This is a genomic window from Trinickia sp. Y13, assembly GCF_029522115.1.
Lineage (GTDB): Bacteria > Pseudomonadota > Gammaproteobacteria > Burkholderiales > Burkholderiaceae > Trinickia.
Genome location: NZ_JAKWFK010000005.1, coordinates 66268 through 87026, shown reverse-complemented (window position 1 = coordinate 87026; position 20759 = coordinate 66268). Strand labels below are relative to the sequence as shown.

Genomic DNA, 20759 nt, shown 5'->3' with positions numbered 1-20759 from the left:
GCTAAAACCGCAGATTGTAGCGGTTGCTGGCGGATAGCGGCAGCTCCCCGAAGTCGCGCTGTCACACGCCGTGCTGCGCTCGCTACTTCCACTTGGAGCCAAACGTTTCGAGTCCGGCCTTCTTGAGGTCCTCCGCTACCATCGCCACGCGAAACTCGCAGTCGGCATTGAACGTCAGAAACCACGGCTCCGCGAATTTTGGAATCTGCGACGGCTCCTCAAGGTCGACGACGAGGATGGCTCCGCGTGTTCCATTCTGCTCCGTAAAGTAGGCGGCCTCCGGCCTCATCTCCGCGAGTATCTTCTCTATCAACACGCCAATCGACCCGTCGCGCACAAAAGCGTTGAATGGCTCATGAGGTATTCGTATGTTCAGAAGCATGCGCATCGTCAGTCTCCATGATCGTGTCCAAATGGGCTCTTCAAGAATAGGAGTTTGTCGCGTGTTAGCCGAGGCGATTCGGGCATCGGCAACTTCCGGATTCGTTAGGCACCGACGCGGCGCCTGCTCGTTCGCCTCCGAGGGCCCACCCGCCACTCACGCGAACTGGGGCCCAAACGCTCGCGCAGAATGGGGTTCGTGCAACCCGGTATCGAGAACGGGCATTCGCCACACGCCGCGCCAAGGTTGGCGACTTCTATAATCAAAAAAGTGCCGGGCTCGATCGCCTGCAGACCGCTGGCGCAGCCCATGCCAACTCTCCCAGGCGTATTGGTCTGATCATTTGGCGCTAGGATGGCACGCCGCCGCCCAACCGCGAGGAGCGATGTGCGCGACGGCACTTCGACCGACAGGTAGCGATAGCTCAATGAGGAATGTATGGAAATCGAACCAACCGGCTGGTTTCCACTGGATGACTTCGCCCCGGTCCGCGATGGATGGTACGAGGTTCGACTTGTCAGTGGGGACACGACTTTCGCGAAGTTTGGCGAGGGCGAGTGGACCGAAAAGCCTTTGCTCGTCTTTACACATTGGCGCGGCTTGAGCGCCGACCCGACCCGGTTCGGCGAAACGGAAACGATCAGCGCAGAGGCGACTCTGGCAGAAGGCGTGCGCGACGTTTTGAATGTTTTTTTCCCGGGTCGGGGCGATGAGGTACATCAGCCGTCCGAAGATTCCGGACACAGTAAGGGCACCTAATAAGATCCCCACGCCGCCCGCACCAAACCGACAAGCAGGCCCGGTCAAGCTTACTGCGGTCTGCGCGCTTGCGCTCGAATTACGCGCTGGCTTTAGCCGCGCTCGACGCTGTCGGCAAGTGCGCGCAGCAGGGCCGAGCCATCGCCGCGCCAAGCGCTGCCGTGCATGCACGCAAGCGTCGTCGGATTCAGTGCAGCGAGGCGTTCCAACATGGCGCGGGCATTCCTGGTGTGTGAGAAGTAGTCCATCTCGCGTCGGAACGCCTCGCTCGGTTCGAGGATATCGCGCTCGGTGAGCGGCGGGAGTTGCGAACCGCCTTGGGTAAACAAGTCGCCGCAGAGCAGCGTTGCCGACGTAGTTTCCATCAGGAAGCCGCATTCCCATGCGTGCGGTAGATGCGGTGTATGCAGCCAGCGCACGCTGTGCCGTCCAAGCGAGACTGTCTCGCCGTCATCCAGCGCGCGTGGCGGCCGGTCAGCATAATCGCCAACCGAGACCATCGCCGCGATCTGGCCGCATAACGGCTCCGCACGCGGCGCTACCGCGAGAAACGCATTGAGTGCGCCGCATTCGTCCGCCTCGAAATGCGAGAAACCGACGTAGCGCAAACGATCGATTGGCACGATCCGCGCGAGCGCTTCCGCGACGATCGGGAACATCTTGCGCAGGCCGGTATGAAACAACAACGGCTCGTCGTCATCGATGAGGTACTGATTGAACGAGAATCCCCCGCCGGGAATCTTGACCGGCGTGGAGATGCGATAGATGCGATCCGAGATCTCATCAATCGTTGTATCGCTAGAAAAGCTAGAAAGGGATGCGGTCGCCATGTTGCGCTCCTTTCTCGAATAACTGGCGTGGCGGCGTGTCAGTTCCGCGGTGCCGGTTCGTCGATTGTTACCCACCCCGTATTGATTGTCCAATGGCCACCGCCGGCGGCGAGCAGGTATCGCAGAACTGCTGCATGGCCGGACACGTCAGGGGGTGAACCGGAACCCCGATCCGCAGGCCGGTTTTGGACAGTTGCTAACAAAACACCTGCGCGCTCAGTTACAAACAAATTCTTGTCTGAGGGTTAAGCCTTAATGCATGCCTTCCGATATCCACATTTATACGTAGTGCCGCGCGCTTCGAGCTGGACGTCCGCCGCACCCGCGATGCCGGCCGCCGGCATCGCTCGTCCAGCATCTTGGACGTCGTAGAGCGACCCCGAGCGCTGGGTGTGCCACGCCGACGGAAAGCAGTCCCCCATTCACTGCGTCTTCATCCGTCCACAATGCCGCCCAACGGTTTGGGTCTCAGCCGTCAATTAATATTCTCCGAGGGAATTTCATTATGCTAGGCAACATCAAGATCGGCATTCGACTGGTCGCCGCATTTCTCATAGTCGCATCGGCCAGCGGCATCGTCGGTATGGTCGGCATTAGCAATGCCGGAAAAATCAACGATCTGGCCGATCACATGTACAACCACGATGTGCTCGGCGTGTCGTATATCAAGGAAGCCAACATCGACCTGATCTACATCGGACGCGCGCGCGCCAACGCCCTGCTCGCCACGACGCCGGAGGAGCGCGCGAAGTACATCGAGACGATGAACAAGTCGGGCGAGTTGTTGAAAAGCAACCTCGACAAGGCGCGGCCGTTGATCAACACGGAGAAGGGCCAACAGCTGCTGGCCGAGTTTGCTCGCACCTGGGAAAACTACCTGCGCGATCAGGCGACGCTGGTGTCGTTGATCAACAGCAGCAAACTGGCCGAGCGCGATCCGGCCCTCACCAAGGCGATGGAGACCGTGCGCGAGAAAGCCACCTCGCTCGACGGCACCATGACGGCGCTGTCCGAATTGAAGGAAGCCGCCGCCAAGCAGGCATCCGACGACACCACGACGCTCTACACGCAAAGCCGCACGCTGATGATCGGCACGATCGCGGCGGCATTGGCGCTCGGCGCGTTGCTCGGCTTCATCATCAGCCGCGGCGTCAGCAAGCCCATCGGGCAGGCCCTCGATGCCGCGAACCGGCTCGCGGAAGGAGATCTCACGGTGCGCATCGAATCGAAGACCAAAGACGAAGTCGGGCAACTGCTGCGTGCGATGCAAAACATGATCGCCAAGCTGTCTCAGGTGGTCGGCGAAGTCAACAGCGGCGCCGAGGCGATCGCGGGCGCTTCCGAAGAAGTCAGTGCGACGGCGCAATCTTTGAGCCAGGCATCCAGCGAGCAAGCGGCCGGCGTCGAGGAAACGAGCGCATCGATCGAGCAGATGACCGCATCGATTTCGCAAAACACCGAAAACGCGAAGGTGACCGACGGCATGGCGCAGCAAGCCGCAAAGGAAGCCAGCGACAGCGGCGAAGCCGTCAAGGCCACGGTGAGCGCGATGAAGCAGATCGCGCAGAAGATCGGCATCATCGACGACATCGCCTATCAAACGAACTTGCTCGCGCTGAACGCGGCCATCGAAGCGGCGCGCGCCGGTGAGCACGGCAAAGGCTTCGCCGTGGTCGCCGCCGAAGTGCGCAAGCTGGCGGAGCGCAGCCAGATCGCGGCGCAGGAAATCGGCACGGTCGCTACCTCGAGCGTCGAGTTGGCCGAGAAGGCTGGCGCCCTGCTCGATTCGATGGTTCCCAATATCAAGAAGACCTCCGAGCTGGTGCAGGAAATCACTGCCGCCTCGGAAGAGCAATCGTCCGGCGTCGGACAGATCAATGTGGCCGTGAGCCAATTGAGCCAAACGACGCAGCAAAACGCCTCGAGCTCCGAAGAACTCGCCGCCACCGCCGAGGAGATGAGCAGTCAATCCGAGCAGTTGCGTCAAGCGATGACGTTCTTCCGTCTCGCATCGGGCGGCAGCGCCGCGCGCGCGGGCGATGCCGGGAACACGCGCGCCGCGACCGCGCGCGCACGTGCGAAGAGCCCCAGCAAACCCGCCGGAAGCCTGGCGTTTGCGCCAGGGCTCACGTTCGCGGGTTCCGGTATGCCCGACGAATCGCAGTTCGCGAAGTTCTAACACAGAGGGCTGATCATGAACACGACTCACGCTCAAGTAGTGCCCGAATTGCGGAAGCAGATTAAAGCGCCGGCAAGCGCAGGCGCCGCCGAACCGGCGCAGGTGCTCACCTTCGTGCTGGCCGGCGAGCTTTACGGGATCGGTATTCTGTCAATCAAGGAAATCATCAGCTATACCGCGCTGACGACTGTCCCGATGATGCCGTCCTTCGCGCGCGGCGTGATCAATCTGCGCGGCGCGGTCGTGCCTGTTGTCGACTTGCTCGCGCGCTTCGGCAAGCCTTCTTCCGAAGTCACCAAGCGCACCTGCATCGTCATCGTGGAAGTGCAAATGCAAGGGGAACGGCAGGACATCGGCATCGTCGTCGATGCCGTCAACGAGGTGCTCGACATTCCGGCCTCCGAGATCGAGCCGCCGCCCGCCTTCGGCTCGTCCATCCGCGCCGACTTCATTCAAGGGATGGGCAAGGTGCGCGGCCGATTCGTGATCCTGCTCGCGCTCGAGCAAGTAATGTCGACGAACGACATGCTGGCCCTGCAAAGTGCTGCCGAAAACGCACACTAAGGTTCGCGGTAGATCGGTAGGCCGTTCGATCGCTATTGCATTGAATCGCCCAATCGCTAACCACTAACCACTAACCACTAACCACTAACCACTAACCACTAAACGGGTAGAACGAGCGGCAACGGCACATGTCGTTGCCGCTCGCTTTTTTTCGAACGGACATGCTTCGACACGCGGACCTATGCCCTCAAGCGGCAAAAAAAGGCTTGGCGACAGGCCGAAACCGGGAATTCGATCGGGAACGCATAGCACGCAAGCGCGTGCCATCGCGCCATCAGTTGCGGTGTGTGTGAACCGCCACGATCTCGTGGCTAATCGCGGATAGCGGGACGACCTTGTCGACGCCGCCGCGCTTGATCGCCTCCCGCGGCATGCCGAACACGACGCAGCTTTCCTCGTCCTGAGCCACTGTGCGCGCCCCTGCGGCGTGCATCTCTGCAAGCCCGGCTGCGCCGTCATCGCCCATGCCCGTCATGATGATGCCGAGCGCATTGCGGCCTGCGCTGCGGGCGACCGAGCGAAACAGCACATCCACGGAGGGCCGATGCCGATTGACGAGCGGCCCGTCGATCACGTCGACATAATGCTGAGCGCCGCTGCGCCGCACGGTCAAATGCTTGCCGCCGGGCGCGATCAGCGCTCGCCCCTGCATCACACGGTCATTCGGTTGTGCTTCCTTGACCTCGATCTCGCAGATCTGATTCAAACGCTCGGCAAAAGCCGCCGTGAATTTCTCGGGCATGTGCTGAACGATCACGATGCCGGGCGAAACGCGCGGCAGCGCCGTCAACACGACCTCGAGCGCCTGCGTGCCGCCAGTGGAGGTGCCGATCGCCACGATGCGCTCCGTCGTATGCATGAGCGCGATCGGTGCGCTGGGCGGCAGCACCGCATCGGCCGTGTGCTTTGGCACGGGGGCGGCGATCGGTTGCCTGCGAGCGAGCCGCCCTGCGTTGACGCGCGCGGCGGCGCGGATCGTCGTTGTAAGCTCGTCGGCAGCATCGAGCAAGAACTGCTTGAGACCGAGCCGCGGCTTCGCAACGACCGACACGGCGCCGGCCGCCAGGGCATCTACGGTCGTGCGCGCGCCCTTTTCCGTCAGCGTCGAGCAGATGACGATAGGCGTCGGCCGCTCGGCCATGATCTTCTTCAGAAAGGTGATGCCGTCCATTCGCGGCATTTCGATGTCGAGCAGGATCACGTCGGGCCATTCGCGCGCAAGACGGCTCATCGCAGCGATAGGGTCCGAAACGGCATCCATCACTTCGAAGCCGGCCGCCGTCAGCATGCCCGAAACCACCTGCCTGACGACAGCGGAGTCGTCCACGATCAAGACACGAATTCTAGCCATCGCAGCCTCGCTTCACTGCCCGGCGCGGCCGGGCTTGCGAAAAATCGACGGCGCGACGGGAATCAAATCGATGCCCAGATCGTGCAGGCTTTCCGAATGGCCGATGCAAAGATAGCCCTCGGGTCGAATGAGCGATATGACGCGCTGAACGACTTCGCGTTTAGTCGCGGCATCGAAGTAAATCATGACATTGCGTAGAAAGGCCACATCGAAGCGCCCCAAATCCGGCAAAGGCGCGACGAGGTTGGCCTGTGCGAAACGCACGCGCTGGCGCAAACTGCGCTCGACCAGCAGCGTGCCTTCTTGCGGGCCAGTGCCGCGTAGGCAAAACCGCCTTCGATAATCGGACGGCATCTGCCGGGCGCGAATGTCCGGATAATGCGCGCGCTGGGCGGCTTGCAGCATGCGGGTGCTAATGTCGGTGCCAACGACTTCGAACGGTTTGCCCGCAAGACGGTCGGCCAGCACCATCGCGATGCTGTACGGCTCTTCGCCGCTCGAGCAGGCGGCGCTCCAGACGCGAAAGCCGCCCCCCCGCGCCTGCGACGCGACCGCCGCCAGGAATTCGAAGTGCTTGGGCTCGCGAAAAAAGTACGTTTCGTTCGTGGTCAGCAAATCGATCGCGATCTGCCGCTCCGCGCCATGTGCATCGTCCGATAACAGCGCGAAGTAGTCGCCGTAGCTATCGAGCTGGCATGCGCGCAAGCGCTTGGCCAGGCGACCGCTGACGAGCGCCTTCTTCGCCGGCGCGAGACTGATGCCCGCCGCGTCGAAGATGAATGTCTGAAACTTGCGAAATTCGGAGTCGGTAATCGGATCCATCGGTCGTCGCTGTCATGTGTCGTCCCTGGCCCGCGGCAAACCGCGGGCCAGGGACGACGATCAGTAAGAAACGAACTGCGCTTCGTCGAACCGGCTCGCCGGATCGTCGTCGCTTTCGAACATCGTCGCATGCTGCGGCATCTGGCGCACGGACGCCCGCGGCTTGGCGGAAACGGCAGTTGCCGCACCCGGCGCTCGGCGCACCGGGCTGGGCCGCGCCGTCCTGCCCGAATGAACTTTGAAGAAGCTCATTGCCTGCTGCAACTGCGTGGTTTGCGTGCTCATCGTCTCGGCGGTCGCGGCCAGCTCTTCTGAGCTCGACGCATTTTGCTGCGTGGTCTGACTCAGTTGCGCGACGGCGCTGTTGATCTGATTGACGCCCGCCGATTGCTCTTCGGACGATGCCGTGATTTCCTGCACGAGGTCGGAAGTCTTGCGGATGTTGGGCACCATTTGATCGAGCAGATGCCCCGCCTTCTCCGCGAGTTCGACGCTCGATGCCGCCACATTGCCGATTTCCTGCGCCGCCACCTGACTACGCTCCGCCAGCTTGCGCACTTCGGCGGCGACCACGGCGAAGCCTTTGCCGTGCTCACCGGCGCGCGCCGCTTCGATGGCCGCGTTCAGCGCCAGCAAATTCGTTTGATAAGCGATGTCGTCGATGATGCCGATCTTCTGCGCGATCTGCTTCATCGCGCCGACGGTTGCCTTGACCGCTTCACCACCCTCGTTCGCTTCATTGGCCGCCTTGCTGGCCATGCCGTCGGTGACGCGCGCGTTTTCGGTGTTTTGCGAAATCGATGCGGTCATCTGCTCGAGCGAAGCGCTCGTCTCCTCGACGCTCGCAGCTTGAACGCTAGCGGCTTGCGACAGCGACTGAGCCGCGGCGCTGACTTCCTCCGACGCATTGGCGAGCGCCATCGCCCCGCCGTTGACCTCGTCCACCACTTCCGCGAGCTTGTGCGCGGTGCTGTTCACGCTTTCGCACAGCGCCTTCAGTTGGCCTTCGAATGCCGTGCTTGCCGCCTGAGTGAGGTCGCCGCCTTCGATCGCTTTGAGCACGCGGCCTGCCTCGTTGAGCGGCTCGATGACCGCATCCAGCGTCAGGTTGATGCCCTCGACGATGCGGCGGAAATCGCCATGATGTGCGCTTGCGTCGGCTCGGGTTTCGAGCCGCCCGGCGCGAGCCGATGCGACGAGCGCCGCGGAATCGGTGATGAGCGCCTTCAAATTGCGGCGCACTTGTTCGATGGTCTCGTTGATGAACGCCTTCTTGCCCGGGAATTTCTCGAGCGGCGCTTCGAAATTGCCCCGGCCGAACTCGGCCACGCATGCCATCGCCTTCTTCTTCACGGCGATGTGGCCGCCAACCATCTTGTTGATGCCTTCAGCCATGCTACGGAACGCGCCGTCGAAGTTCTCGGCCGCAATCATCACGTCGATCTCGCCCTTGTCATGCTCCACCGACATGCGGTTCATCTCCGCGATGATCCCATTCAGGTTGCGGCGCACTTGTTCTATGGTCTCGTTGATGAACGCCTTCTTGCCCGGGAAATTGCTCGAGCGGCGCTTCGAAATTGCCTCGGCCGAACTCGGCCACGCACGCCATCGCCTTCTTCTTCACCGAGATGTGACCCGCCACCATCTTGTTGATGCCGTCGGCCATCGCCCGGAAGTCGCCCTTCACGTGCGCAAGGTCGATCGTCGCATCGATATCGCCCTCGTCGTGCCGGCGTGACATCTGCGTGAGCTGTTCGTTCAACGTCCGCAGTGTGCTCTTCGTTTGGGCGAGTGCAGCGGTGAGCGCATCGCCGCTCGCGTGTTCCTTTTCCGGCAGCGCTTCGAGCTTGCCAGCGGCGAGATCGAGCGCCATCTCATGCGCCAGTCGAGCGCGACGAGCCGCGGCGCGATCGAATGCAGTGCTCGCCAGCAAGGCGGCCAATGCGGTGACCGTCGATACGCCGATCGTGACGGCGGGGGGCAGCACGCGAAGCGCACAAAGGATGGCGAAGGCGGCAAGCGCGATCACGCTCGCAATGGAGCAAAGCCAGAGGCGGCGCGCGACGAAGGAATCGCTGGGGTTCATGATGTTTCCTGAAAGACGGTGAAAGCGAAGGGCGGATTCAATGCAACGGGTTAGGCGAGGTCGATGGCTGCGAGTTGCCGCTCTCCGGCGAGTGCGGCGAGTTCGTCGATCGCGAGAACGTGCTCGACGGAAAGCAAAATCACAAAACGTTCGCGTACCTTCGCCATGCCGGCGATGAAATCGGTCCGCAGTTTGGCGCCGAATGCCGGCGCCGGTTCGATGTCCGCTGCCGTGATGTCGAGCACCTCGCTCACCCCATCGACGACCACACCGACCACCGGCATTTCGCTGTTCGCACCGAGTTCGACGATAACGATGCAGGTGCGCTTGGTGACCGGTCTCGGCGGCCGGCCGAAGCGTGCCTGCAGATCGACGACGGGCACGACGGCGCCGCGCAGATTGATGACCCCACGCACTGCATGCGGCATCATCGGCACGGTCGTCACCTCATGGAATTCGATGATTTCCTTGATGGTGAGGATGCCGATGCCGAACATCTCCCCGCCGAGGGAAAACGTCAGGTATTGCGCGCAGTGTCGCGCGGTGTCCGCGGACGGCACGCAGGGCTGCGTCGATCGAGTCATCGGATGGTTCCTCAAGACTTAACAAGTCGCGAGCGCGGCACTTGGGGGAATCTGGCCGGCAAGTCCGCCGGGTCCGGCCATCGCCATGAGATCGGCGATATCGAGAATCAGCGCAACTTCTCCGCTGCCGAGAATCGTCGAGCCGCTCACGCCACGCGCTTTGCCGAACATTTTCGACAGCGGCTTGATGACCGTCTGCGCTTCTCCCAGCAGACGATCGACGAGCAAGCCGAATCGTTGCCCGGCGTGCTTGACGACGACGATGTTCGGGCGCGAGCTAACCGGCCCGTCGAGTTCGAAGCACTCGCGCAACCGGATGAACGGCAACACTTGGCCGCGCAAGTCGGTGTAGTCATGCTCGCCGCCCGCAGCGAATTCGACGCATTCCTCGACCGCGTCGAGCGGCAAGATGAAGATCGAGTTGCCGACGCAAACTTGGAAGCCGTCGATGATCGCGAGCGTAAGCGGCAGCCGCACCGAAATCGTGGCGCCGATCCCGGGCCGGCTGTCAATGCCGATACTGCCGCGCAGCGCGGTGATGTTGCGTTTGACCACGTCCATGCCAACGCCGCGCCCAGACAGATTGGTCACGCGCTCCGCCGTCGAAAATCCCGGCTCGAAGATGAGCGCATAGATCTCATCGTCGGTCAGCGTCGCATCGTGCGGGATGAGCCCGCGCTCCATCGCCTTGGCCAGAATGCGATCGCGATCGAGGCCACCGCCGTCATCGCTGACTTCGATGACGATCGAGCCCGAATCGTGGAAAGCGTTGAGCGTGAGCCTGCCGTGCTCGGGCTTGCCGCGCGCGAGCCGCACTTCCGCCGGCTCGATGCCGTGATCCATCGAATTGCGCACGAGATGGGTTAACGGGTCGCCGATTTTCTCGACGACGGTCTTATCGAGTTCGGTATCTTCGCCTTCGACGACCAGATCGATACGCTTGCCCAGTTCTTGCGCGACATCGTGCACGACGCGGCGGAAGCGATTGAACGTCGCGCCGATTTTGACCATCCGCAGTTGCAACGCGCTATCTCGCACCTTCTGAATCAGGTTGTTCAGCGTCGCTGCGGATTCGCGCAGTTCCGTGTTATGCGCCTTGCGGGCGGCAAGCTCGGTGCTTGCCGATGCCGTAATCAGTTCGCCAACCAGATCGATCAAATGATCGAGCTTGTCCGCGTCGATCCGAATGGAATGCGAATCCGCCGATTTGTTTTCGCGGGCTGCCCCGCCGTTACGCACAGCCGCCGGAGCCGCCGCGACTGCGGACTCGGACGAAGATGCGCACGAGGCTGAGGACACAGGCGTCAGAGTCGCACCTTCGGGCGCGAGGGGCGCGCCGGCGATCGCCGGCTCGGCGTCTTGTTGCGCAGGCGATGCGGCGAGTTCATCGCCACCCTCCTCGATGCGCAGCGTGCAGTCCTCGCGAATGAACTCGAAGGCGCCCTCGACGGCCTGCCTGCCTGCGTCGCTCAACAGCTCGATTTCGAATGCGAGGTAGCAAGCTTCAGGATCGAGCGCATCTAGCAACGGCACGCCCTCGACGTTCGTCGCAACACGCGCGACTTCGCCTAGCTTGGCCAGATAGTGAATGATCGAGAGCGGATCCATTCCGTTGCGCAACACCGGCTCGCCGCACTGCAACGAGATCAGCCAGCGCCGGGGATGGGGCGGCGCCGCTGCTTCGCCGCTGTCGCGCGGGGGCGCATCGGGCTTGCTGAGGTCCGCGTGCCCCTCCCCCGCCGCGAGATAACGGCCGAGCGCCTCGACGAGCGGTTGTGCCTGCGCGATGAGCGCCTCGTCCTCGCAATTGCCAGTTTCGGCGGTCAGTTCCACGAGCAGGCCGATGTGATCGCCGCACGCGAGCAACAACGAAATCAACGATTCGTCGATACCGATTTCGTTGTCGCGCACGCGGTCGAGCACGCTTTCGACTACATGCGTGAACGCCACGATGCCGTCGATTCCGAACAAGCCCGACGATCCCTTGATCGTGTGGGCCGCGCGGAAGACCGCGTTGATCTCGTCGCACGGATCGACGCTCTCGCGCATGCTGAGCAAGCCGCTTTCCATCAGCGCGAGCAATTCTCGGCTTTCGGCGATGAAGGTTTGCAGTGCGTCGTCGAGGTTCATGAAACGGTCTCTTCAAGCGCCGCAAGCGTTCCGCCCACGGGCTGCGCTTGCGTCAATAGCTGGGGCGCGCCAAGCAGCGCGAGCGTGGCTTGGACGGGGTCGCTCGCGCCGACGAACGCGCAGGTTTGCCCGCGATCGGCCGCGCTGCGCCGCGTCGCGACGAGCAACTGCACGCCCGCACAATCGATCTCGGGCACGGCGGATAGGTCGAAGCGCACGCAAGGTCCGCGCTCGAGCGCATCGAGCATGGCCTCTTTGAGTTCGGCTGCGTGATAGATCGTGAGCGCGAGCTCGATCTGCACGGTAAAGGGGGCATTCATCGCCGGTGCTCCGTCGTCAAAGCGCGTCAAGGCAACACCAGCTTCTCGACAGCCGCGAGCAATTGAGGCGGCTGAAACGGCTTGACGACCCACGCCTTGGCGCCAGCCATCTGACCTTCACGTTTTTTTGCATCCTGGCTTTCGGTCGTCAGCATGACGATGGGCGTGAACTTATAAGCCGGCATCTGCTTGACCGCCTTGATGAAGGCGATGCCGTCCATGTTCGGCATGTTCAGATCGCTGATCATCAGGTGGACCTTCTGCCCTTGCAGTTTCGCGAGCGCGTCTTTCCCGTCGGAGCCTTCGATGACTTCATAGCCTGCGCCGCGAAGCGCGATCCCGACGACTTGCCGAACCGATGCGGAATCGTCGACGATCATGATTGTCTTTGCCATAGCGGTTCTCAAAAGAAAGTAATGTCTGAACTCGATTCGGCCGCTTGCGCTTTGGCGCCAGTCTCGCCTTGATGTAGCGCGCGCTCGTCGGCCATTGCGTAGGTTTGCTCGAGCTCGCCGAGCAGCGGGCTCGCATCGAGCGCGGGCAGCGGCACGCCCGGCCCGTATTGGGCGCAATGCTCATCGACGACGGCAGGCAGACGCTCGATGTTGGCCTTCACGTGCTGCATGATTTGGCTCACGCGATCCTGGAACTGCAGTTGGACGAGCGCCTCGTAGACTTCGCCTTTGATGCTGCGGCTCTCGTCGCGCAGCAGTTCGGCGGCAGATTCGAGCGACGAGGTGAAATCGCGGAATCGCACGAGCACTTGTTCGATCGCTCGCTGCGAATCGGACATGGCCACGGTGTCATGCTCGGCGGTTCGTTCGGCGGCATTCGATGCGGAAACGATGGCATCGCGGATCGTCTCGATTTTTGCGGCGATATTCGCCCCGGTTTCGCTGGATTTGCGCGATAGTGCCCGGACCTCTTGGGCGACGGTGGCAAAACCGCGCCCGACGTTGCCCGCATGGGCCGCCTCGATCGCCGCATTGATCGCGAGCAGATTGGTCTGTTGCGTGATGATTTCGATGGCCTCGACCATATCGCGCAATTCGTCGATGAATCCGTGCAGCTCGCGCACCTTGCCGAGCATTTCGGCTTTGCCGTCGACCGCCGCGCGCAGGCGTTGGACGACCGTCTGCAGTTCGTGTTCGCTCGCCGAATAGACGTCGTTGCCACCGGCCGAACCCGCGGGTCCGCCCGCGGAGGCGCCGAGCACGGCATCGAGCCGCGAGGCGATACCGCCAAACCGTTCGCTCAACGCGGTAATCGCGGCTTCCATTTGCGTGCGAGACGATTCGATATGGCGCGCCCAGACGGGCGCGAGATCGGCGCTGAAGGCGCGCTGACTGTCGAAGTAGGCTAGCAACTGTTTCACGACGCGCGAGTCGGCATTGCGCTGCCGCCAGCCCGTCGCAATCCCTGCGATGGCAAACGCAACACCGGCTGCCGCACCGGCTGTGCTGAACGACGACACGGCAAAGCACGCCAATGCGCCCACACAACCGAGAATCGGGCCCCCGAGCCAGAGCAATTTATCTTGCGTATGCGTCATGAGTAAGTCGACAGGATTTCAGAGACGAAAACGAATGCCACACCATATTCCGTGCAAAAACTTCGGATATGAGCGCGTTTACGTTCGCAGCGGATTTTTCTTGATACCGAGGAATCGAAATGGCAACGATTGATTGAGCGAAATCATAAGGGGGGACAAATCGGATGCGCGCCTATCGTTTCGCACCTCGGTCCGTGCGAGAGGATTTTTCTCACAACTTCGGCTGGATGATCGGGAGTATTGCTTAGTTCGGCGCCGCATCGCGCGTTTAACTGGAAACTGCGTTGCGCGGTGAAGTGGCCCGGTGGGCCGGTGGGTTTAATTTTTCGATGACACCCCGATTAAATGGGGCGCCATCTTTTTTTAACCTTGCCTACCAAAAACCATCGTTTTCTGCCTAACAGTGCAACATTGGAAGGAAGCGTTCGATCCCAAAACACTCATGATATTGCGTGCCCGAATGGCCGTCGACTCGACGCCCGCGCATGTAGTCTATGCAGTTCCCGGCAAGACGGTGCCTGATGTACCGTTCCCGAAAAAACTCACGTTCGCCCGCACCCTCCCGCCGTTACCAGCGCAACCACCCTTTGCCGCGCGCGACATCGACGAACGCGCGAGCGCTCTGTGCGATCTGCGCATCGGCGCCGGGAAACGCCGTCTGCAGTTCGCCGACGATGTCGGAAACGCTGCGCACGCCGTCGCAGCGCTTCAATATTTCACCGGCGCTCACATTGAGTTTGACGAGACCTTCGGGATACAGGATGACGTAAGCATTCTGGCTGTCTTCCCAGCGAAAGACGAAGTGCGGCGCCAGGCGCGGGCACGCGTCATCAGTGACGGACGAATCGATATTCATGGCTCGATGAGCGCAGGCGTCGGACGGAGACGCTGCCGCTTCCGTCCGGCCGCTTTTAGCGCACGTAAACGTAGGCGGTGACCTCGAAGCCGAGGCGGATCTCGCAGAAAGCCGGATTTTCCCAAGTCATATCAAGTCTCCATTTGTTTCGGAAGGGCAACATGCCATCCGTGGGCCGATTATTGGCTTCGAATCGAGCGCGCTCCAGCGGCATCTCGCCAAAAAAGGCTCATGAAAATCATGACTCGACGCCGCACCCCTGTCTCGTTTTGAAGCAACGCGCTGTCGCGAGTGTCTCGCATTGAAACAAGCAAGGGGCAGGTACGGGGCAGCGCGTCGCGTGTCGCAGCCAGTCGCGGCTTATTGTGGTATCGAATTTGCATGTTTTAGCTTCCAAGAACCGGGGCAACAGAGCCCTCGCTCCTAGAGGAGTGCATGAGAGGATGACAACCCTACGACGACTCAAGCCGTTGAGCCTGCATACCCGTATCGGCATGGTTTTGACGGTGCTCGCCGCGATTCTGATGACAACGCTTGGCGTGCTATGGGTCAGGCAGACGCGCGAGGCGACCCATGAAGAAGTGACTGCCGCCGCACGCGTCGCCGAGCAATGGCTGACGGTCTCCGCCGCCGAGTTGAGGGCGCAGCCGTCGAACGCCAACCGGGCGCGGCTGCTGGCGCAAATCGTCGCTGTCGGCCGGATTCGCGCCAACGCGCTCGAAGTGATCGATGCGGGCCGGTCGTGGCGCTATTTGTCGCCACCGCCGACCTACAAAGCCGGTCGCTCGGCGCCCGCATGGTTCGCCGCGCTCGTCGAACCGGCGTTCGCCGCGTGGCGCATCGAGGCGGCCGGGCTCACGCTCGTCCTGCATCCCGATCCGTCGCGCGCCACGCTCGATGCCTGGGACAACTTGTGTGCCATGGCCGGTTGGGCCGTCGTCCTCCTGTCCGCTTTGTTCATCGCCGTGCGCCACGCGCTCGAGCACGCGCTGCGCCCGCTCGGTCAGATCATGACAGCGCTGGACCGCACGGGCGCGGGCTGCTTCGACACCCGTCTTCCCGCCTTTCCGATACCCGAGTTGGGACGCCTTGCCAAAGCGTTCAACGGCATGGCCGATCGCCTTGCGCAGGCTGTCGACCATAACGTGCGCCTCGAGAGCGAACGGGAATTGGACGAGCAAGTGCATGCAAGGCTCGAAGCAGAACGCCGGCATATCGCGCGCGAGTTGCATGACGAACTGGCGCAAGGCATCACCGCGGTGCGCGCGCTCGCGGGCGCCATCGCCCAACGCACCGATGAACACAGCGCCCTGCGCCGCCCGGCCGAAAGCATCATCGCCGCGACGAATCAAATGCAAGACGGCGTGCGCACCATCTTGCATCGATTGCGCGACGCGCCGGCACCCGCACCCGGTGCGTCCGGCACCGAAGCGGCGCTGCGGCATTACTTGCGCATCTGGCAGCAGCACTACCCGGACATCGCGTTGACGGCAACCTTTGCGCAGAACGCGATGCCGATCGGCGAGGCGGTCCTTCACGCCATCTTGCGGATCGTTCAAGAAGGGCTGACGAACGTGGCGCGTCACGCCTGCGCTACGTGCGTCGACGTCACGTTGCGGCGCTCGGGCAACGGCAAATGGCTCGAACTCGTCGTTGCCGACAACGGCGGCGGCCTCGCCGTCGCCTCGCGCACGGCAGGTAGCGGCTTGGGCCTCGCCGGCATGCGCGAGCGCGTACGCACGCTCGGCGGCGAGTTCGTATTCGAACCCGGCACGAGCGGAGGCGCTCGGCTCGGCGTGCGGTTGCCCGACATCGACCCCGCGCCTTTGGAGCACCGATCATGAATCCCTCTCTCGCTGGTCTCAGCGTACTGTTGGCCGATGATCACGCTATGGTCCGCATGGGCTTTCGCTTGCTGCTCGAAGGGGCGGGAGCCACCGTGCTGGGGGAAGCCGAAAGCGGTGAACAAGCGTTGCGTCTTTACGATGAACTCCGGCCCGATGTATTGACGATGGACGTGTCGATGCCGGGCATCGGCGGTCTTGCCGCGCTTGAACGGCTGCGCGCCCATCATCCCGCGGCGCGCGTGCTGATGCTGTCGGCCCATCACGATGCCGTGATTCCCGTGCGGGCGCTAAAGGCGGGCGCTGCCGGCTATCTGTGCAAGCGGTGCTTGCCGCAAGAATTGATTCAGGCCGTGCGGCTCGTCGGGCAAGATCGGCGCTATCTCGATCCCGAACTCGCGCAGCAGGTGGCGTTGACCCAGCTCTCCGGCGCCGCGCATCCAGCCCAAGCCTTGACCGACAAGGAGTTCTCTGTTTTCTTGCAACTGGCGCAGGGCCGCTCGGTCAACGAAGTCGCTTCGGACTTTCACTTGAGCGCGAGCACGGTCGGCACGCATCTTTATCACATCAAGCAGAAGCTCAACGCGAGTAACGCCGCCGAACTGGCGGTCATCGCCATGCGCGCCGGGTTGATCGAGGCGTGACGCAGCCGCCGCCCCGCACGCTCATGAAAATCACGAGGCCGCATTACCCGAAACCGCGAGTACGTTCTCCATCGATTCGCGTCGCCGCGCTCGCGGCATGAGCCAAAAATATGTCCAAAGGGGCGGGCGCATCGCACCGCCTGATGGAGGAGAGAGGAAACGGCTATGCCTAAGGAATCGCACGGAATCAGCCTCGACGGTCAAGGCCAGCCCCTGTGGCTCACGCTCGAATTGACCTACCGCTGCCCATTGAAATGCTCGTGGTGCAACAATCCGCTCAATTTCAAAGACTACGCGAAGCGCGAACTCTCGACGCAGGAGTGGAAAGACGTCCTGCGCGACGCTCGCGCGTTGGGCGCGTTGCAGCTCGGTTTCTCTGGCGGTGAACCGCTGGAGCGAGACGATTTGGAGGAGCTCGTCGCCTACGCCGACTCGATCGGCTTCTACACGAACCTCATCACCTCCGGCATCGGGCTGACCGAGCAGCGCATGATCGCACTCAAGCAAGCCGGCCTGAAGCAGGTTCAGCTATCGCTGCAAGCGATGCGGCCGCAACTGAACGACGAGTTGGTCGGCGCGAAGGCGCACGCGCACAAGCTCGAAGCCGCGCGTCGCATCAAGGCGCACGGCCTGCCCATGGTACTGAACATGCCGGTGGGCCGGCAGAACATCGGCGAGATCGATGCGGTCTGCGAATTTGCGGCCGATATCGGCGTGGAATACATCGAGTTCGCCAATATCCAGTACTACAACTGGGCGCTGCTCAATCGCGACGAGCTGATGCCCACGCTCGAGCAGGTGCGAGAAGCCGAGGCGACGATTCGACGCTGGCGTGACAAATTGGGCGAGCGCATGACGATCTATTTCGTCATCCCCGACTATTACGAGAGCCGTCCCAAAGCATGCATGAACGGTTGGGGTGCGATCCATCTGACCATCGCCCCCGACGGCGTCGCCATGCCCTGCCAGGAAGCGCGCGTGATCCCGGGGCTCGTATTCGAATCCGTGCGCGAGAAACCGCTGTCGTGGCTCTGGCACGAATCCGAACTGTTTCGCCGTTATCGCGGACTCGATTGGATGCGCGAGCCGTGCCTTTCATGCTCCGAAAAGGAAAAGGATTTCGGCGGCTGCCGCTGTCAGGCATTCCTGCTCACGGGCGATGCGGCCAATACCGATCCGGCCTGCAGCCGCTCGCCGCATCATCATCTCGTGCAACAGGCCGCGAGCCAAGCGACGCAGCCGCTGCGGTTTCGCAAGCCGCTCATCAAGCGCAGCGGCAACGGCGTGTCCACGGCTTTCATGGAGGATTGAATGCGCCATCCTTACGACACCGCCACCGGCACGATCGTGCTGGGCGCGTTGCTCTGCGCCGTGCTCGTCGCCATCGCGCGGCTCTTGATGACTTGAGGCAGAACGCAATGACGATCGATCTTCTTCTGCGCTGGACGCATTTCATTGCGGGCATCATTTGGGTCGGCCACAACTACTCCAGCGTGATTCAACGCCCGAGTTGGCGGCCGCTGCTGCGCTCGGATTTGAGCGACGACCAAAGCCCTCGCTTTCAAGCGCTACTCAATCGCGAGCACGGCATCTTCCGCTGGGCTTCGGTCATCGCGTGGTCGGCGGGCATACTGATGCTTTGGCGCCGGGGGTGGCTTCCAGGCGCGCTCTCGCTGCACGCCGGCCTCGCGCCGATCGGCATCGGCATGTATCTCGGCACGTTGATGATGGCAAACGTGTGGCTCGTGCTCTGGCCGCATCAACAAAAGGTGCTCGGGCTCAAACCCGCGGCGATCGACGAGCGCCTGCGCTGCGCGCGCATCACGCATCTGTCCTCGCGCACCAACACGATGCTGTCGATCCCGCTGCTGCTGTTCATGGCTGCGAGCGCGCATGGCGGCATCGCTGCGGGTTGACGAGCATGATTGCGAACCCGCCCTGCCGGGGCGTCGCGCAAAACGACGCGGCCTGGAGCTTCGCCGCCGGCCCTTCGCGTCTGCCCGACGCGGTGCTCGCGCGAGCGAGCGAAACCTTGTTTCGCCGCGATGCGCATGGGGCGGCCGCCATCGAACGGCCCTTCACCGGCGACCATTTCCGCGAAGCGCTGGCAGACGCGCAGACGCGTCTCATCCGGCTGCTCCAAGTGCCGGAGCACTACCGCGTGCTGTTTCTCGCGGGCGGCGCGATGCATCAATTCGCGGCAGTGCCGATGAACCTGCTCGATCCCGCGGCGGGATTGGGACGCGCCGCCTATGCGGATTCCGGCTACTGGTCGCGCCGCGCGATGCAAGAGGCGCGCCGTCATGCGAACGTGACAGTGGCGGCAAGGCATGCCGGCAGCACAGCGCTCGCGGCGCCTTCGCTCTCCGGGTGGCATCTGCCGCACGATGCCGCCTATTGCCATATCACGGCGAATGAAACCGTCGATGGCGTCGCTTACCCCGCATTGCCCGATACAGGCGAGGTTCCGCTCGTCGCCGACGCGACCTCGTGCATATTGAGCGCGCCGCTCGACATCGCGAAGTTCGGGCTGGTCTATGCCAGCGCCCAGAAGAACATCGGCCCGGCGGGCCTCACCATCGTCATCGTTCGAGAAGATCTGTTGCAGCGCCCTGCAACGGCCGCGCCCTCGCCGTTGCATTACGGCATACAGGCAGCGCAGGGAAGCTGTGTGAATACGCCGCCGACGCTCGCCATTCTCATTGCGGGCTTGGTCTTCGAGTGGATCGAGCAATGCGGCGGATTGACGGCAATGGGCGAGGTCAACCGGCGCAAGGCCGCGTCTCTGTATCGGACGATCGACGCGAGCAACGGCTTTTACATCGCTCCGGTCGCGCCAGGGCATCGCTCGATAACCAACGCCCGATTCCATCTCGCCAACCACACACTGACCGATCATTTTCTCGATGAAGCAGAACGTGCGGGACTCGCTCATCTGCGCGGCCACCCTCACGTCGGCGGACTGCGTGCGAGCCTCTACAACGCCATGCCGGAAGCGGGCGTCGACGCATTGATCCGTTTCATGACGCAATTCGCAAGGCGGTACGGATGAGTGCGAACCGATGGCCGAGCCGGCTAGGATTAGCCGGCGGAATCGATAAGCTCGGAGCGCGGGCTGCCGAGTTGCTCGCCATCGGCTTCGGCAGTGTCGAATTCGGTACGGTTACGCCAAACCCGGAACCGGGCAGCCATGAGGGCGCACGCGCGCTCGCGGCGCGCTTGGCGGCACTGCCTCCGCGCAACCGAGGCACGACACGCATCGGCATCGGTCTTGGCATGCAGGCTGCAGCACCCGAAGCGCTCGCGGCGGAATGGACGCGCGGCCTATGCGAAAGTTGGGCCGCAGCCGATTATGTGAGCTTCAATTTGAGCGCACGCCGATACCGCCCGCTGCTGGCTTATGAGCACTGGACCTTCCTCCTGCGCGCATTCGCTGCTGTCGCCGCAGAGCGAGAGCGCAGCGCCGCCGGTGGGCATCGACACGTCGGGCTTGCGCTGAAACTGCCGCTTGGTGAAACCGGCGAGTTTCCGCTGTTGCTCGCAGAAGCGGCCGTCGATGCGGGGTTCGACGCGGTGATCGCGGTGCTGCCGGAGGACCCCGCCCGCATCGAGCGGCTGCATGCGTTGGCTGCGCACCTGGACGGCCGATCGGCGTTGATCGCCGTAGGGGGCATTCGCACGGGCGCCGATGTGCGCGCCGCCCTCGGCGCCGGTGCGGACGGCGTTCAAGTTCACACGATTTTTGCCGAGCTGGGTGCGCACTGTTTGCCGATGCTGGCGTGCGCAGCCCCCGGCAGTTGAATCCCGTTACCTTCCCGCTGGAAAACTCAGCTCGTGAGCGTCTCGTACAAGACGC

Annotated in this window: 21 protein-coding genes; 9 read left to right on the top strand and 12 right to left on the bottom strand. The window is 62.7% G+C overall.

Features of this window, described 5'->3' with window-relative positions:
• Window positions 1-82: 82 nt before the first annotated feature.
• Window positions 83-388 (bottom strand): panthothenate synthetase, encoded by a 306-nt coding sequence (locus MMB74_RS11235; protein WP_277428712.1) that lies wholly within the window; start codon window positions 386-388, stop codon window positions 83-85.
• Window positions 389-820: 432 nt separating this feature from the next.
• Between MMB74_RS11235 and MMB74_RS11230 the strand changes: the two genes are divergently transcribed.
• Window positions 821-1141, top strand: a complete 321-nt coding sequence (locus MMB74_RS11230) for a hypothetical protein (RefSeq protein WP_277428711.1) — start codon at window positions 821-823, stop codon at window positions 1139-1141.
• Window positions 1142-1233: 92 nt separating this feature from the next.
• Here the strand turns inward: MMB74_RS11230 and MMB74_RS11225 are convergent, their stop codons facing one another.
• A complete protein-coding gene (locus MMB74_RS11225) occupies window positions 1234-1971 on the bottom strand; it encodes an MBL fold metallo-hydrolase (RefSeq protein ID WP_277428710.1) in 738 nt (245 codons plus the stop codon).
• A 505-nt stretch (window positions 1972-2476) separates the two neighbouring features.
• On the opposite strand from MMB74_RS11225, the gene MMB74_RS11220 reads away from it, so the two are divergent.
• Both MMB74_RS11220 and MMB74_RS11215 read left to right on the top strand, forming a co-directional pair.
• Window positions 2477-4150 (top strand): methyl-accepting chemotaxis protein, encoded by a 1674-nt coding sequence (locus tag MMB74_RS11220; protein WP_277428709.1) that lies wholly within the window; start codon window positions 2477-2479, stop codon window positions 4148-4150.
• A 15-nt stretch (window positions 4151-4165) separates the two neighbouring features.
• Complete coding sequence (locus tag MMB74_RS11215) at window positions 4166-4714, top strand: chemotaxis protein CheW (protein WP_277428708.1); 549 nt, start codon at window positions 4166-4168, stop codon at window positions 4712-4714.
• A 274-nt stretch (window positions 4715-4988) separates the two neighbouring features.
• Here MMB74_RS11215 and MMB74_RS11210 read toward each other — a convergent pair whose 3' ends face one another.
• The 10 genes from MMB74_RS11210 to pqqD all read right to left on the bottom strand — a co-directional run bounded on the left by MMB74_RS11210 (window position 4989) and on the right by pqqD (window position 14415).
• Complete coding sequence (locus MMB74_RS11210) at window positions 4989-6065, bottom strand: chemotaxis response regulator protein-glutamate methylesterase (protein ID WP_277428707.1); 1077 nt, start codon at window positions 6063-6065, stop codon at window positions 4989-4991.
• Between the two features lie 12 nt (window positions 6066-6077).
• A complete protein-coding gene (locus MMB74_RS11205; RefSeq protein ID WP_277428706.1) occupies window positions 6078-6887 on the bottom strand; it encodes a protein-glutamate O-methyltransferase CheR in 810 nt (269 codons plus the stop codon).
• 60 nt (window positions 6888-6947) lie between these two features.
• Window positions 6948-8420, bottom strand: coding sequence for a methyl-accepting chemotaxis protein (locus MMB74_RS11200; RefSeq protein WP_277428978.1), 1473 nt, complete (start codon window positions 8418-8420; stop codon window positions 6948-6950).
• Window positions 8341-8973: a hypothetical protein gene (locus MMB74_RS11195; protein ID WP_277428705.1), complete on the bottom strand. Its 633-nt coding sequence runs from the start codon at window positions 8971-8973 to the stop codon at window positions 8341-8343. The genes MMB74_RS11200 and MMB74_RS11195 overlap by 80 nt, the downstream gene beginning before the upstream one ends.
• Window positions 8974-9023: 50 nt before the next feature.
• Complete coding sequence (locus MMB74_RS11190; protein ID WP_277428704.1) at window positions 9024-9557, bottom strand: chemotaxis protein CheW; 534 nt, start codon at window positions 9555-9557, stop codon at window positions 9024-9026.
• Between the two features lie 18 nt (window positions 9558-9575).
• Window positions 9576-11687, bottom strand: coding sequence for a chemotaxis protein CheA (locus MMB74_RS11185; RefSeq protein ID WP_277428703.1), 2112 nt, complete (start codon window positions 11685-11687; stop codon window positions 9576-9578).
• Window positions 11684-12007, bottom strand: a complete 324-nt coding sequence (locus MMB74_RS11180) for an STAS domain-containing protein (protein ID WP_277428702.1) — start codon at window positions 12005-12007, stop codon at window positions 11684-11686. Before MMB74_RS11180 ends, MMB74_RS11185 begins: the two co-directional genes overlap by 4 nt.
• A gap of 26 nt (window positions 12008-12033) precedes the next feature.
• Entirely contained in the window at window positions 12034-12402 is a 369-nt protein-coding gene (locus tag MMB74_RS11175; protein WP_277428701.1) for a response regulator, read from the bottom strand.
• Between the two features lie 8 nt (window positions 12403-12410).
• Window positions 12411-13559: a methyl-accepting chemotaxis protein gene (locus tag MMB74_RS11170; RefSeq protein ID WP_277428700.1), complete on the bottom strand. Its 1149-nt coding sequence runs from the start codon at window positions 13557-13559 to the stop codon at window positions 12411-12413.
• 568 nt (window positions 13560-14127) lie between these two features.
• Window positions 14128-14415 (bottom strand): pyrroloquinoline quinone biosynthesis peptide chaperone PqqD, encoded by a 288-nt coding sequence (gene pqqD / locus MMB74_RS11165; RefSeq protein WP_277428699.1) that lies wholly within the window; start codon window positions 14413-14415, stop codon window positions 14128-14130.
• Window positions 14416-14858: 443 nt separating this feature from the next.
• On the opposite strand from pqqD, the gene MMB74_RS11160 reads away from it, so the two are divergent.
• The 6 genes from MMB74_RS11160 (at window position 14859) to MMB74_RS11135 (ending at window position 20704) form a co-directional block, all read left to right on the top strand.
• Window positions 14859-16259, top strand: a complete 1401-nt coding sequence (locus MMB74_RS11160; RefSeq protein WP_277428698.1) for an ATP-binding protein — start codon at window positions 14859-14861, stop codon at window positions 16257-16259.
• A complete protein-coding gene (locus MMB74_RS11155) occupies window positions 16256-16903 on the top strand; it encodes a response regulator transcription factor (protein ID WP_277428697.1) in 648 nt (215 codons plus the stop codon). Before MMB74_RS11160 ends, MMB74_RS11155 begins: the two co-directional genes overlap by 4 nt.
• Before the next feature lie 165 nt (window positions 16904-17068).
• On the top strand, window positions 17069-18214 hold the full coding sequence (gene pqqE / locus MMB74_RS11150; RefSeq protein WP_277428696.1) for a pyrroloquinoline quinone biosynthesis protein PqqE: 1146 nt from the start codon (window positions 17069-17071) through the stop codon (window positions 18212-18214).
• A 107-nt stretch (window positions 18215-18321) separates the two neighbouring features.
• Complete coding sequence (locus MMB74_RS11145) at window positions 18322-18819, top strand: urate hydroxylase PuuD (RefSeq protein ID WP_277428695.1); 498 nt, start codon at window positions 18322-18324, stop codon at window positions 18817-18819.
• 5 nt (window positions 18820-18824) lie between these two features.
• The gene (gene serC, locus MMB74_RS11140) at window positions 18825-19955 is read left to right on the top strand and encodes a 3-phosphoserine/phosphohydroxythreonine transaminase (protein WP_277428694.1); all 1131 of its coding nucleotides are present in this window, start codon (window positions 18825-18827) and stop codon (window positions 19953-19955) included.
• Window positions 19952-20704, top strand: coding sequence for a hypothetical protein (locus MMB74_RS11135; protein WP_277428693.1), 753 nt, complete (start codon window positions 19952-19954; stop codon window positions 20702-20704). The genes serC and MMB74_RS11135 overlap by 4 nt, the downstream gene beginning before the upstream one ends.
• Window positions 20705-20759 lie beyond the last annotated feature (55 nt).